General features: G+C 56.0%; 9 protein-coding genes, 2 tRNA genes and 3 rRNA genes. 7 read left to right on the top strand and 7 right to left on the bottom strand.

What is annotated here, in order from left to right:
- The first annotated feature begins 22 nt into the window (after nucleotides 1-22).
- From ACG2K1_RS04435 to ACG2K1_RS04425, 3 genes are all read left to right on the top strand, one after another.
- Nucleotides 23-739, top strand: coding sequence for a phosphoglycolate phosphatase (locus ACG2K1_RS04435; protein ID WP_009426484.1), 717 nt, complete (start codon nucleotides 23-25; stop codon nucleotides 737-739).
- Between the two features lie 184 nt (nucleotides 740-923).
- On the top strand, nucleotides 924-1,391 hold the full coding sequence (recX, locus tag ACG2K1_RS04430; RefSeq protein ID WP_395429589.1) for a recombination regulator RecX: 468 nt from the start codon (nucleotides 924-926) through the stop codon (nucleotides 1,389-1,391).
- Nucleotides 1,392-1,578: 187 nt separating this feature from the next.
- The gene (locus ACG2K1_RS04425) at nucleotides 1,579-2,394 is read left to right on the top strand and encodes a symmetrical bis(5'-nucleosyl)-tetraphosphatase (protein ID WP_395429581.1); all 816 of its coding nucleotides are present in this window, start codon (nucleotides 1,579-1,581) and stop codon (nucleotides 2,392-2,394) included.
- A 283-nt stretch (nucleotides 2,395-2,677) separates the two neighbouring features.
- On the opposite strand, the gene ACG2K1_RS04420 is transcribed toward ACG2K1_RS04425, so the two are convergent.
- Nucleotides 2,678-3,193: a MarR family winged helix-turn-helix transcriptional regulator gene (locus ACG2K1_RS04420; protein WP_395429580.1), complete on the bottom strand. Its 516-nt coding sequence runs from the start codon at nucleotides 3,191-3,193 to the stop codon at nucleotides 2,678-2,680.
- Between the two features lie 107 nt (nucleotides 3,194-3,300).
- Between ACG2K1_RS04420 and ACG2K1_RS04415 the strand changes: the two genes are divergently transcribed.
- Both ACG2K1_RS04415 and ACG2K1_RS04410 read left to right on the top strand, forming a co-directional pair.
- Entirely contained in the window at nucleotides 3,301-3,963 is a 663-nt protein-coding gene (locus ACG2K1_RS04415) for an NAD(P)H-dependent oxidoreductase (protein WP_395429579.1), read from the top strand.
- Nucleotides 3,964-4,082: 119 nt separating this feature from the next.
- Complete coding sequence (locus ACG2K1_RS04410) at nucleotides 4,083-4,940, top strand: EamA family transporter (RefSeq protein WP_395429578.1); 858 nt, start codon at nucleotides 4,083-4,085, stop codon at nucleotides 4,938-4,940.
- A gap of 117 nt (nucleotides 4,941-5,057) precedes the next feature.
- On the opposite strand, the gene ACG2K1_RS04405 is transcribed toward ACG2K1_RS04410, so the two are convergent.
- From ACG2K1_RS04405 to ACG2K1_RS04380, 6 genes are all read right to left on the bottom strand, one after another.
- The gene (locus tag ACG2K1_RS04405; protein WP_395429613.1) at nucleotides 5,058-5,384 is read right to left on the bottom strand and encodes a ComEA family DNA-binding protein; all 327 of its coding nucleotides are present in this window, start codon (nucleotides 5,382-5,384) and stop codon (nucleotides 5,058-5,060) included.
- Nucleotides 5,385-5,747: 363 nt separating this feature from the next.
- Nucleotides 5,748-5,860, bottom strand: a 5S ribosomal RNA gene (rrf, locus tag ACG2K1_RS04400).
- Between the two features lie 123 nt (nucleotides 5,861-5,983).
- Nucleotides 5,984-8,875 (bottom strand): 23S ribosomal RNA (locus tag ACG2K1_RS04395).
- A gap of 354 nt (nucleotides 8,876-9,229) precedes the next feature.
- Nucleotides 9,230-9,305 (bottom strand) — tRNA-Ala (locus ACG2K1_RS04390).
- A 36-nt stretch (nucleotides 9,306-9,341) separates the two neighbouring features.
- Nucleotides 9,342-9,418: transfer RNA gene (locus tag ACG2K1_RS04385), tRNA-Ile, on the bottom strand.
- A 59-nt stretch (nucleotides 9,419-9,477) separates the two neighbouring features.
- Nucleotides 9,478-11,018: ribosomal RNA gene (locus tag ACG2K1_RS04380) — 16S ribosomal RNA — on the bottom strand.
- Together the 16S, 23S and 5S rRNA genes with 2 tRNA genes alongside form the textbook arrangement of a ribosomal RNA operon.
- Nucleotides 11,019-11,420: 402 nt before the next feature.
- Between ACG2K1_RS04380 and thrB the strand changes: the two genes are divergently transcribed.
- Both thrB and ACG2K1_RS04370 read left to right on the top strand, forming a co-directional pair.
- The gene (thrB, locus tag ACG2K1_RS04375; protein ID WP_395429389.1) at nucleotides 11,421-12,344 is read left to right on the top strand and encodes a homoserine kinase; all 924 of its coding nucleotides are present in this window, start codon (nucleotides 11,421-11,423) and stop codon (nucleotides 12,342-12,344) included.
- Nucleotides 12,345-12,492: 148 nt separating this feature from the next.
- The gene (locus ACG2K1_RS04370) at nucleotides 12,493-13,107 is read left to right on the top strand and encodes a riboflavin synthase subunit alpha (RefSeq protein ID WP_395429388.1); all 615 of its coding nucleotides are present in this window, start codon (nucleotides 12,493-12,495) and stop codon (nucleotides 13,105-13,107) included.
- Nucleotides 13,108-13,189: the final 82 nt, after the last annotated feature.

Raw genomic sequence — 13,189 nt, 5'->3', positions numbered from 1 at the left:
AATCCCCAAAAAAGGAAGCCCCATGCAGCCCGCTATCGACCACGTCCAAGCCGCCGCCTTCGATCTCGACGGCACGCTCTGCGACTCCATCCCCGACCTCGCCGCCGCCGCCAACGCCATGCGCCAAGCCCTCGGCCTGAGTCCGCTGCCGCAGGCAACCATCGAAAGCTACGTCGGCGACGGCATCGCCTCCCTCGTCCACCGCGCCCTCACCGCCGACTTCCACGGCCGGGCCGAGCCCGCGCAATGGGAAGAAGGCTTCACCCTCTTCGTGCGCCACTACGCCGGGCATATCGCCGACGCCACCCGCCCCTACCCCGACGTCGAAGCCGGTCTCGGCCTGCTCAAATCCCTCGGCATCCCGCTGGCCGTTGTCACCAACAAAAGCGAAATGCTGGCCGTGAAGCTGCTGCGCGAACTCGGTCTGGCCGACTATTTCAGCCTCATCCTCGGCGGCGACAGCCTGCCCGAAAAAAAACCCTCGCCCGCGCCGCTGCTGCACGCCGCGCAAGTGCTGGGCGTCGACCATGCCAACATGATTATGGTCGGCGACTCGCGCAACGACATCCTCGCCGCCAAAGCCGCCGGCTGCACCGCCGTCGGCGTCACCTACGGCTACGGCGACATGACCCTGCTCTCGCAAAACCCCGCCACCCGCCCCGACTGGCTGATCCGCTCCCTGCCCGAAATCTACGAACACCTGCGGCCGCAGAAAACGCAAGACCCCGAAAACACCTGAGGCCGTCTGCCGGACGTCATTCCCGCGCAGGCGGGAATCCTGGCAGATATTCGACAATTTTTGAAAAACAATCAGATACCGAGTCCGAAATAAGATTCCCGCCTGCGCGGGAATGACGGCATTAGAGATTTTCCGACGCAAATCCCTGGCCCAAACCGCCCTCCCCCGAGGCCGTCTGAAACCGATGAAACCGCAAAAATCCCTGCGCGCCCGCGCCCTCGACATCCTCGCCCGCAGCGAAACCGGCCGCGCCGCCCTCAAACGCAAACTCGCCCCGTATGCCCAAAGCGAAGAAGAGTTGGAGGCCGTCTTAAACGAAATGGCCGAACGCGGCTGGCAGTCGGACGAGCGTTACGCCGAAGCCTACATCCACAGCAAAAGCCAAAAACACGGCAGCCTGCGCCTGCGCCGCGACCTCGAACAGCAGGGCATAGACCGCGACACCGTCCGCGCCCTCCTGCCCGACGCGGAACAGGAACTCGCCGCCGCCGTGGCCGCCGTGCAGAAAAAATTCAAAGCCCCGCCGCAGGACTACGCGGAAAAACAAAAACAGATACGCTTTCTCGCCTACCGCGGCTTCGACGGCGACACCGTCCGCCGCGCCCTGCGCCAAGCCTGGTCGGATTGGCGCGACGAATGGGACGACGAATGACGGCAGGCCGTCTGAAAGCCAAACGCCGACGAAATGAAAACGCGTAACCATGCTTTCAGAAACGTCATTCCCGCGAAAGCGTAAACGGCCGCTCCGCCGCGTGCCGGTAAGAGCACAACCCGAAAACACATCAAGACACGGCGGCGCACGGCAAAGGCCGTCTGAAAGCGAAAACAAGGCAAACCCCATGGCACACTACGCAATCGGCGACATCCAAGGCTGTTTCGACGAACTGGCCGCCCTCCTCGCCAAAATAGATTTCAACCACGGCCGCGACACCCTCTGGCTCACCGGCGACATCGTCAACCGCGGCCCCAAATCCCTCGAAACCCTCAAATTCTGCATAAAGCACGAAAGCAGCGTGCAAATCGTGCTCGGCAACCACGACCTTCACCTGCTCGCCGTTCTCTACGGCCACGGCAGCATGAAACGCCGCGACACCATAGACACCATCGTCTCCCACAAAAACGCCGGCAAAATGCGCGACTGGCTGCGCGCCCAACCCCTGCTCGTCCAAAGCAGACGCCACGTCATGACCCACGCCGGCATCCTGCCGCAATGGACGGTGCAGCAGGCCGCCGCACTGGCCGCCGAAGTTTCCCGCCGCCTGCGCGGCAGCGGCGCCGCCGCCTTTTTCGCCAATATGTACGGCAACCGGCCCGCCGCCTGGGACGACGGCCTCGAAGGCGACGACCGCCTGCGCTTCATCACCAACGCCTTCACCCGCATGCGCGCCCTCAACGCCGACGGCAGCCTCGACTTCGACTTCAAAAGCACCCTGTCCGACATGCCCGCCGACCTGCACGCCTGGTTCGACAGCCCCGAGCGCCGCCACCTCGACCACACCGTCGTCTTCGGCCACTGGTCGGCGCTCGGCTTCATCGACGCCAAAAACGTCCTCGCCCTCGACACCGGCGCCCTCTGGGGCGGCTGCCTCACCGCCGCCGACCTCGCCGACCACAGCATCACGCAGGAAGCCGCACACGGCCGCCTGAGCCTGTAAGCCCGCCGCCGGATGCGGCAAGAGGCCGTCTGAAAGTACAGAGACGCTTTCAGACGGCTTGATTACCGTTTCAGACGGCCTTTTCCGTCTGCAAAGTCAAAACAGCTTTCAGAAACGTCATTTCCGCGAAGGCGGGAGCGGCCTCCCTCATTCGGAACACGGTAACAGAACAGCAGGCAAAACACGGGGTCGCCATGCAAAGGCCGTCTGAAAGCGTTTCCATGCTTTCAGACGGCCTTTTTTCGTCTGCACAGCCTATTTTCACTCCGTTGCGGCCGATCTTTTAGACGGCCTCATCCGTCCCGCCCTCCCAAGCCCGCAGCAGCGCGGCCAAACCGCGCTCCAATATCAGGCGCGTTTCGCCGTCGAGCTTGTCGAGCAGGCGTTTTTCGTTGGCAACGTGCGGATACACAGCCTTCTCAACCAGGGTTTTGCCGCTGTCGGTGAGGCGCACCAGCATACTGCGCGCGTCCTGCGGGTTGGGCAGACGCTCGATCCAGCCTTCGGCTTCAAGCTTTTTCAGCCGCGTGCTCATCGTGCCCGACGTAACCATCAGCGAGGAATAAAGCTCCGTAGGCGTGAGCTTGTAGGGCGCACCGCTGCGGCGCAGGGCGGCAAGTACGTCAAACAGCCCGCCGCCCAAGCCGTGCGCGGCAAACACTTTGTCCAATTCGCTCTCGGCCAGCGCGGCGCAGCGTTTCAGACGGCCTATCAGTATCATGTTTTCCGCTTCCAAATCGGGCAACTCTCTGCGCCATTGGGCGGCGATTTCATCCACCGCATCTTTGGTCTTAGCCACATTCTGCTCCTGAAAACCTGTCAAACAGGCTGCTATTTTATCTTGACACAAAGACAAACGGCACTATAATTTATCTCGTATTCAAGATAACTTACAGGAGCATACCGATGTTTGTCGAAAAATCCGCCGTTTTAAATGCCTTTCTCTTCCGCCACGCCTGCAAAAAATACGACCCTACCAAGAAAATCAGTGCGGAAGATTTCGACTTTATCCTCGAAGCCGCGCGCCTGTCGCCCAGCTCGTTCGGCTTGGAACCTTGGCGGTTTTTGGTCGTCCAAAACCCCGCCCTGCGCGAAGCCCTACGCGACACCGCATGGGGCGCAGCGGAAAAAATCGCCGATTGCAGCCATTTTGTCGTTTTACTCTCGCGCAAAGAAGCCGCCATGCGCTCAGATTACCGCCGCGAAATGTGGGGCGGCGTGCACGGAATGCCGTCTGAAACCGTTGTCCAACGCGAAGGCTTTTTTAAAAATTTTGCCGAACACGATTTCGCGCTGTACGAAAACCCGCGCGCTTTCGACGACTGGGCGGCGAAGCAGTGCTACATCGCATTGGCCAACATGATGAGCGCCGCCGCGCTGATCGGCATCGATTCCACGCCGATCGAAGGTTTCGATATGCGCCGCACCAACAACCTGCTGGCGGAAAACGGGTTGATAAATCCCGACGAGTTTCAAGCCGCTGTGATGGCCGCTTTCGGCTACCGTGCCGCCGAACCGCGCGAAAAAACCCGCCGCGCGGCCGAAGATGTGGTGCGGTGGATAGAATAAGGGAGTTCGCAACAGAATCAGGCCGTCTGAAAGGCAGGTTTCCGTTTTGCTCCACTTTCAGACGGCCTTGTCCGCCGTATTGTGCCGACATTCAAATACACAACATCAGAGAAACCGCCATGCATGCCTTCCGTACCCGCGATCTGTTAGTTACCGCACTTGCCCCGTTGATTTGGGGCAGCACTTATCTGGTGACCACCGAATTTCTACCTTCCGGCATTCCGTTTACCGCCGCGTTTGTCCGCGTACTGCCGGCCGGATTGCTGCTGATTGCCTTGTCGCGCCGTGCACCGGCACGGGGCGAGTGGGCAAAAACCGTGCTGCTGGGTGTACTCAATATCGGCCTGTTTCAGGCCATGTTGTTTGTGGCCGCCTACCGTCTGCCCGGCGGACTGGCAGCCACGCTCAGCGCGACACAGACGCTGATGGTGCTGTTCCTGACTTGGCTCATCGGCAAAACCATGCCGCCCAAAGCTGCTTGGGCTTGGGCGGCAGCAGGCGTGGCGGGCATCGCTCTGATGGTGCTTTCTCCACAGGCCGCCTTTGACGGCTTGGGTATCGCGGCAGCACTGACCGGAGCGGCATCGATGTCCTTGGGCGTGTACCTGTCAAAACACTGGCGCATCAAACTGCCCGCGCTGGCATTTACCGGCTGGCAGCTTTTGTTCGGCGGTCTGTTTATCCTGCCGTTTACACTCGCGCTGGAAACAGCGCCCGCCACGCTGACGGCAAAAAATATCGGTGGCTTCGTCTATCTGAGTCTTTTTGGTGCAGTATTTGCCTACGCGCTGTTTTTCCGTGGCATTACCAAATTACCGCCCGCAGTGGCTTCATCGCTGGGACTGCTCAGCCCGGTATGTGCCTTCATACTGGGCTGGCTGTTTATCAGCCAAGGCATGGATATGAAATCCCTCTTCGGTTTTCTACTGTCCCTACTCTCGATTTTCGGCATCCAAAGATCCCTGCGCGCAGGCTGAGCGCTCCGTTCTGCATTTTTAAGGCGACATTCTCCCGCGCAGTACCGGAGGGCTTCCACCCAAGGCAAAGCCGCCGGCAGTGAAGCTCCCGGCGGCTGCGGATACGGGTTTTCCCGTCTACTTTTTGGCGGCGGGAGCGGGCGGTACGTTTTTGGCGGCAGGTGCGGCGGGTTTGGCTGCTTTGGCATTGGGTGAGGAACCGACGGTAGCCTCATCCTTGAGCTTGCCGAAGATACCCTCGCCGATGCCTTTGACCTTTTTCAAATCCTCAACCGATTTGAAATCACCGTTTTCCTTACGGTAGTCGGCAATGGCCTGGGCTTTGGCCGGGCCGATGCCCGGCAGGGCTTTCAGCTCCTCCACCGTTGCCGTATTGATATTAACCGCAGCGGCGGCCAGAGCCGCCAGCGCATAGGCTGCCAATCCGAACAGGATTTTCTTCATCATAATTTTCCTTTCTGACACATAAGCGGCACACCATTCCGGTTTCTTTTTGCACACAACCGAAATAATGTTCCGGCACACACACCGGACGGGCCGGCACAATCAAGAACGGATATCATAATTAAAAACTGCCGAATCGGCAAGCATTTTCCCGGAGCAACATTCTGTTTTATCCGACAGAAGAAGCTTAAGATAAAGATAGCAGCAGACCGAAACCTACACCATGATGCATACCCGGCCCGAATGACGCATACCCGGGATAAAGCCTCAAACCCCTACTACGGCACAAACAAACAGGCACGAATTCTTACTCCGGCATGAACAAACAAAAACCCCCGCTTTTTGCGGGGGTTCGGAATAAGTGTCTGGCAGTGACCTACTTTCACATGGGAATCCACACTATCATCGGCGCTGAGTCGTTTCACGATCCTGTTCGGGATGGGAAGGCGTGGGACCAACTCGCTATGGCCGCCAGACGTAAACTGTCAAATCGGTAAAGCCGGACGGTTACAAACCGTCGTCAAATCAACTGTGATGAAAGTATCGGAACAAGTCCGATGTAAGCATTATCTTAAAGGTTTTAAAGTCCTTCAAATGATAGAGTCAAGCCTCACGAGCAATTAGTATGGGTTAGCTGCACGCGTTACCGCGCTTCCACACCCCACCTATCAACGTCCTGGTCTCGAACGACTCTTTAGTGCGGTTAAACCGCAAGGGAAGTCTCATCTTCAGGCGAGTTTCGCGCTTAGATGCTTTCAGCGCTTATCTCTTCCGAACTTAGCTACCCGGCGATGCCACTGGCGTGACAACCGGTACACCAGAGGTTCGTCCACTCCGGTCCTCTCGTACTAGGAGCAGCCCCCGTCAAACTTCCAACGCCCACTGCAGATAGGGACCAAACTGTCTCACGACGTTTTAAACCCAGCTCACGTACCACTTTAAATGGCGAACAGCCATACCCTTGGGACCGACTACAGCCCCAGGATGTGATGAGCCGACATCGAGGTGCCAAACTCCGCCGTCGATATGAACTCTTGGGCGGAATCAGCCTGTTATCCCCGGAGTACCTTTTATCCGTTGAGCGATGGCCCTTCCATACAGAACCACCGGATCACTATGTCCTGCTTTCGCACCTGCTCGACTTGTCGGTCTCGCAGTTAAGCTACCTTTTGCCATTGCACTATCAGTCCGATTTCCGACCGGACCTAGGTAACCTTCGAACTCCTCCGTTACTCTTTGGGAGGAGACCGCCCCAGTCAAACTGCCTACCATGCACGGTCCCCGACCCGGATCACGGGTCTGGGTTAGAACCTCAAAGACACCAGGGTGGTATTTCAAGGACGGCTCCACAGAGACTGGCGTCTCTGCTTCTAAGCCTCCCACCTATCCTACACAAGTGACTTCAAAGTCCAATGCAAAGCTACAGTAAAGGTTCACGGGGTCTTTCCGTCTAGCAGCGGGTAGATTGCATCTTCACAACCACTTCAACTTCGCTGAGTCTCGGGAGGAGACAGTGTGGCCATCGTTACGCCATTCGTGCGGGTCGGAACTTACCCGACAAGGAATTTCGCTACCTTAGGACCGTTATAGTTACGGCCGCCGTTTACTGGGGCTTCGATCCGATGCTCTCACATCTTCAATTAACCTTCCAGCACCGGGCAGGCGTCACACCCTATACGTCCACTTTCGTGTTTGCAGAGTGCTGTGTTTTTAATAAACAGTCGCAGCCACCGATTCTCTGCGACCCTCCTATGCCTACAGAGCAAGTCTTTCACATTAGAGGGCATACCTTCTCCCGAAGTTACGGTATCAATTTGCCGAGTTCCTTCTCCCGAGTTCTCTCAAGCGCCTTAGAATTCTCATCCTGCCCACCTGTGTCGGTTTGCGGTACGGTTCTGATCCAACTGAAGCTTAGTGGCTTTTCCTGGAAGCGTGGTATCGGTTACTTCGTGTCCGTAGACACTCGTCGTCACTTCTCGGTGTTATGAAGACCCGGATTTGCCTAAGTCTTCCACCTACCGGCTTAAACAAACTATTCCAACAGTTTGCTAACCTAACCTTCTCCGTCCCCACATCGCATTGAATCAAAGTACGGGAATATTAACCCGTTTCCCATCGACTACGCATTTCTGCCTCGCCTTAGGGGCCGACTCACCCTACGCCGATGAACGTTGCGTAGGAAACCTTGGGCTTTCGGCGAGCGGGCTTTTCACCCGCTTTATCGCTACTCATGTCAACATTCGCACTTCTGATACCTCCAGCATCCCTTACGAGACACCTTCGCAGGCCTACAGAACGCTCCCCTACCATGCACTAAAAGTACATCCGCAGCTTCGGTTACAGATTTGAGCCCCGTTACATCTTCCGCGCAGGACGACTCGACCAGTGAGCTATTACGCTTTCTTTAAATGATGGCTGCTTCTAAGCCAACATCCTGGCTGTCTGTGCCTTCCCACTTCGTTTACCACTTAATCTGTCATTTGGGACCTTAGCTGGCGGTCTGGGTTGTTTCCCTCTTGACACCGGACGTTAGCACCCGATGTCTGTCTCCCGAGGAACCACTTGATGGTATTCTTAGTTTGCCATGGGTTGGTAAGTCGCAATGACCCCCTAGCCATAACAGTGCTTTACCCCCATCAGTGTCTAGCTCGAGGCACTACCTAAATAGTTTTCGGGGAGAACCAGCTATCTCCGAGTTTGTTTAGCCTTTCACCCCTATCCACAGCTCATCCCCGCATTTTGCAACATGCGTGGGTTCGGTCCTCCAGTACCTGTTACGGCACCTTCAACCTGGCCATGGATAGATCACTCGGTTTCGGGTCTACACCCAGCAACTCAATCGCCCTATTAAGACTCGGTTTCCCTGCGCCTCCCCTATCCGGTTAAGCTCGCTACTGAATGTAAGTCGTTGACCCATTATACAAAAGGTACGCAGTCACGGAATAAATCCGCTCCCACTGTTTGTATGCATCAGGTTTCAGGTTCTATTTCACTCCCCTCCCGGGGTTCTTTTCGCCTTTCCCTCACGGTACTGGTTCACTATCGGTCGATGATGAGTATTTAGCCTTGGAGGATGGTCCCCCCATCTTCAGACAGGATTTCTCGTGTCCCGCCCTACTTGTCGTATACCTAGTACCACCGCCGGAATTTCGAATACGGGGCTATCACCCACTATGGCAGAAGTTTCCAATTCTTTCTTCTATCCCGACGGCTATCGTATACAGGCTCCTCCGCGTTCGCTCGCCACTACTTGCGGAATCTCGGTTGATTTCTTTTCCTCCGGGTACTTAGATGGTTCAGTTCTCCGGGTTCGCTTCTCTTGTCCTATGTATTCAGACAAGGATACCGCACTGAATGCGGTGGGTTTCCCCATTCGGACATCACCGGATCAAAGCTTTATTGCCAGCTCCCCGATGCTTTTCGCAGGCTTACACGTCCTTCGTCGCCTATCATCGCCAAGGCATCCACCTGATGCACTTATTCACTTGACTCTATCATTTGAAGCACCTTTCTGACTTTGGAGTTTCGCCGTTGACTAGCTACGTTCCTTAAGGCCTTTACTTTGATAAAGCTTACTGCTTGTTGTGTCTTAACCCTGCCTTTTGTGTTTCAGGGTTAAGTCGATACAATCATCACCCAAATTTCTGTATTCGGTTTGTCTGTTATTTAAAACTACCTGCTTTCAGACGGCCTTCCGGCTGTTTCATGCAGACACAAACCTTACTTCGTTTGTTTGTTGATTTCGGCTTTCCAATTTGTTAAAGATCTATGCGTTCGATTTTGTCTACTTCGCAAATCAAAACGGGCTGCGCATTATAGCAACCCTTTTTGATTTGTAAAGTATGTGGTGGAGGCAAACGGGATCGAACCGATGACCCCCTGCTTGCAAAGCAGGTGCTCTACCAACTGAGCTATGCCCCCGTCTTGCTGCATCGGATTTTGTCCGTACGGTTTTTTTGGTGGGTCTGGTAGGACTTGAACCTACGACCCCACGCTTATCAAGCGTGTGCTCTAACCACCTGAGCTACAAACCCTTTGTAACGCTCTTTCGATTACCGATAAGTGTGAATGCACAAGCCTCTTTTTTCTCTAGAAAGGAGGTGATCCAGCCGCAGGTTCCCCTACGGCTACCTTGTTACGACTTCACCCCAGTCATGAAGCATACCGTGGCAAGCGGCCTCCTTGCGGTTAGCCTACCTGCTTCTGGTATCCCCCACTCCCATGGTGTGACGGGCGGTGTGTACAAGACCCGGGAACGTATTCACCGCAGTATGCTGACCTGCGATTACTAGCGATTCCGACTTCATGCACTCGAGTTGCAGAGTGCAATCCGGACTACGATCGGTTTTCTGGGATTGGCTCCGCCTCGCGGCTTGGCTACCCTCTGTACCGACCATTGTATGACGTGTGAAGCCCTGGTCATAAGGGCCATGAGGACTTGACGTCATCCCCACCTTCCTCCGGTTTGTCACCGGCAGTCTCATTAGAGTGCCCAACTTAATGATGGCAACTAATGACAAGGGTTGCGCTCGTTGCGGGACTTAACCCAACATCTCACGACACGAGCTGACGACAGCCATGCAGCACCTGTGTTACGGCTCCCGAAGGCACTCCTCCGTCTCTGGAGGATTCCGTACATGTCAAGACCAGGTAAGGTTCTTCGCGTTGCATCGAATTAATCCACATCATCCACCGCTTGTGCGGGTCCCCGTCAATTCCTTTGAGTTTTAATCTTGCGACCGTACTCCCCAGGCGGTCGATTTCACGCGTTAGCTACGCTACTAAGCAGTCAAGCTGCCCAACAGCTAATCGACATCGTTTAGGGCGTGGACTACCAGGGTATCTAATCCTGTTTGCTACCCACGCTTTCGGGCATGAACGTCAGTGTTATCCCAGGGGGCTGCCTTCGCCATCGGTATTCCTCCACATCTCTACGCATTTCACTGCTACACGTGGAATTCTACCCCCCTCTGACACACTCTAGCCTGCCAGTTCAGAACGCAGTTCCCGGGTTGAGCCCGGGGATTTCACATCCTGCTTAACAAACCGTCTGCGCCCGCTTTACGCCCAGTAATTCCGATTAACGCTCGCACCCTACGTATTACCGCGGCTGCTGGCACGTAGTTAGCCGGTGCTTATTCTTCAGGTACCGTCATCAGCTCCTGGTATTATCAAAAGCCTTTTCTTCCCTGACAAAAGTCCTTTACAACCCGAAGGCCTTCTTCAGACACGCGGCATGGCTGGATCAGGCTTGCGCCCATTGTCCAAAATTCCCCACTGCTGCCTCCCGTAGGAGTCTGGGCCGTGTCTCAGTCCCAGTGTGGCGGATCATCCTCTCAGACCCGCTACTGATCGTCGCCTTGGTAGGCCTTTACCCCACCAACCAGCTAATCAGATATTGGCCGCTCGAATAACGCGAGGTCCGAAGATCCCCCGCTTTCCCCCTCAGGACGTATGCGGTATTAGCCAATCTTTCGATTGGTTATCCCCCATTACTCGGTACGTTCCAATACATTACTCACCCGTTCGCCACTCGCCACCCAAGAAGCAAGCTTCTCTGTGCTGCCGTCCGACTTGCATGTGTAAAGCATGCCGCCAGCGTTCAATCTGAGCCAGGATCAAACTCTTATGTTCAATCTCTAACTTATAACTTCTGGTCTGCTTCAAAGAAACCGACAGTCAATGAAAACATCTTCTGTCTGTTTTTGTCGCAGTGTGAGGCTCGCGCACTCACACTTATCGGTAATCGTTTTATTAAAGAACAGCGCCGCCGAAGCAGCGAAGATGTGAACTATACAGGACCCGGCAAACTTCAGTCAAGCAGGGAAAACAGAAAAAACAATGCAAAATCGTCATATCAATGAACGGAAAAGAAATTTTGTTTTTACAAATCACCTGCACACACTGCGCCTTATCCGAAACCTGTTTTGGCCGCCTGATTTGCATATCGCACCGCCATGTTTTTTTCAGTATGATTCGTCCGTTTTTTTCCGACGTTATTTCCATTTGAAACCACATTCAGGCAGTTAAGTAACCATGTCCGTTTACACCAGCGTTTCCGACGACGAAATGCGCGCATTTCTGGCCGACTACGATTTGGGCGCTTTCGTTTCGCTGACCGGCATCGCCCAAGGCGTGACCAACAGCAATTATTTTCTCACCACTTCCGCCGGCCGCTACGTTCTGACGGTTTTCGAGGTTTTGCAGCAGCACGAGCTGCCGTTTTTCCTGTTGCTGAAACAGCATTTGAGCGGCAGCGGCGTTGCCTGCCCCGCGCCCGTGCCGCGCAAAGACGGGCGTTTCGATTCCGTGCTGGCGGGCAAACCGGCCTGCCTCGTCACCTGCTTAAACGGTGCGGACACAAGCTGGCCGACGGTGGAACAATGCTTCAACACCGGAGCCATGCTGGCGAAAATGCACCTGGCCGGGCAAAGCTTCCCCATGCACATGGACAACCCGCGTTACAGCACTTGGTGGCGCGAATCGGCCAATAAGCTATATCCCGTATTGAACGAAGAAGACGCAAAACTACTGGCCGACGAAATCGCCTATCTCGACGCGCACCCCGATACCGGCCTGCCGCGCGGCATCATCCACGCCGACCTGTTCAAAGACAATGTTCTGCTAGACGGCAACGGCGTGGCCGGTTTCATCGACTTCTATTACGCCTGCGACGGCAATTTCATGTACGACCTCGCCATCGCCGTCAACGACTGGGCGCGCACCGCCGACAACCGCCTCGACACAGCCCTCGCCGACGCCTTTATGCGCGGCTACGAAAGCGTGCGCCCCCTGTCGGCGGCGGAACGCGCCTACTTTCCCGTGGCACAGCGCGCCGGCTGCGTCCGCTTCTGGGTGTCGCGCCTGCTCGACTTCCACTTCCCGCAGGAAGGCGAAATGACCTTCATCAAAGACCCCAACGCCTTCCGCGACCTGCTGCTCTCTTTCAGACGGCCTTAAATACGTTAAAGCTGCACTTTCAAAAACATCATTCCCGCGAAGGCGGGAACGGCCTCAGGCATCTTCACGACACAACAGGCCGTCTGAAAGCCCATTTTCCGTTTCAGACGGCCTTCCCTCTTCCGCAACCCCTCCCGAAAGACCGATTATGTTTACAGGCATCGTACAAGGCATCGGCCGCATCGTTTCCGTCGAGCAGCCCGCCGCCGACTTCCGCACCCACACCGTCGAGCTGCCCGAACACATGGCGCACGGCCTGCAACCGGGCGCGTCCGTCGCCCACAACGGCTGCTGCCTCACCATCACCGAAACCGGCGGACGGCTGGCAAAATTCGACCTGATGGGCGAAACGCTGGACAAAACCAACTTAGGCCGTCTGAAAGAAGGCGACGCGGTCAACCTCGAACGCGCCGCCCGCTTCGGCGACGAAATCGGCGGCCACCTGATGAGCGGCCACATCACCGCCACTACCACCGTCACCCGCATCGAACGCAGCGGCCTCAACACCACTGTTTGGTTTTCCCTGCCCGCCGCGCTGCGCCCCTACATCCTGCCCAAAGGCTTTGTCGGGCTCGACGGATGCAGCCTCACCGTCGGCCAAGTGTCGGATACGGAATTCAACGTCCACCTGATTCCCGAAACCCTGCAACGCACCCTCTTCGGCACGCGGCAGGAAGGCGACGAAATCAATTTGGAAATCGACCCGCAGACACAGGCCGTGGTCGACACCGTGGCACGCGTCTTGGCAGGCAAAGGCGCTTAAACATCTTTTATGTATGCCTGCAAACGGGCTGAGGTCGTCTGAAAACAATGCGCCACCGGAGTGGAAAACTGTTTTTCAGACG

The organism is Neisseria sp. 23W00296 (assembly GCF_044772855.1).
In the GTDB taxonomy this organism is placed as follows: Bacteria; Pseudomonadota; Gammaproteobacteria; order Burkholderiales; family Neisseriaceae; genus Neisseria.
This window is presented reverse-complemented; position numbering and strand designations above follow the sequence as displayed.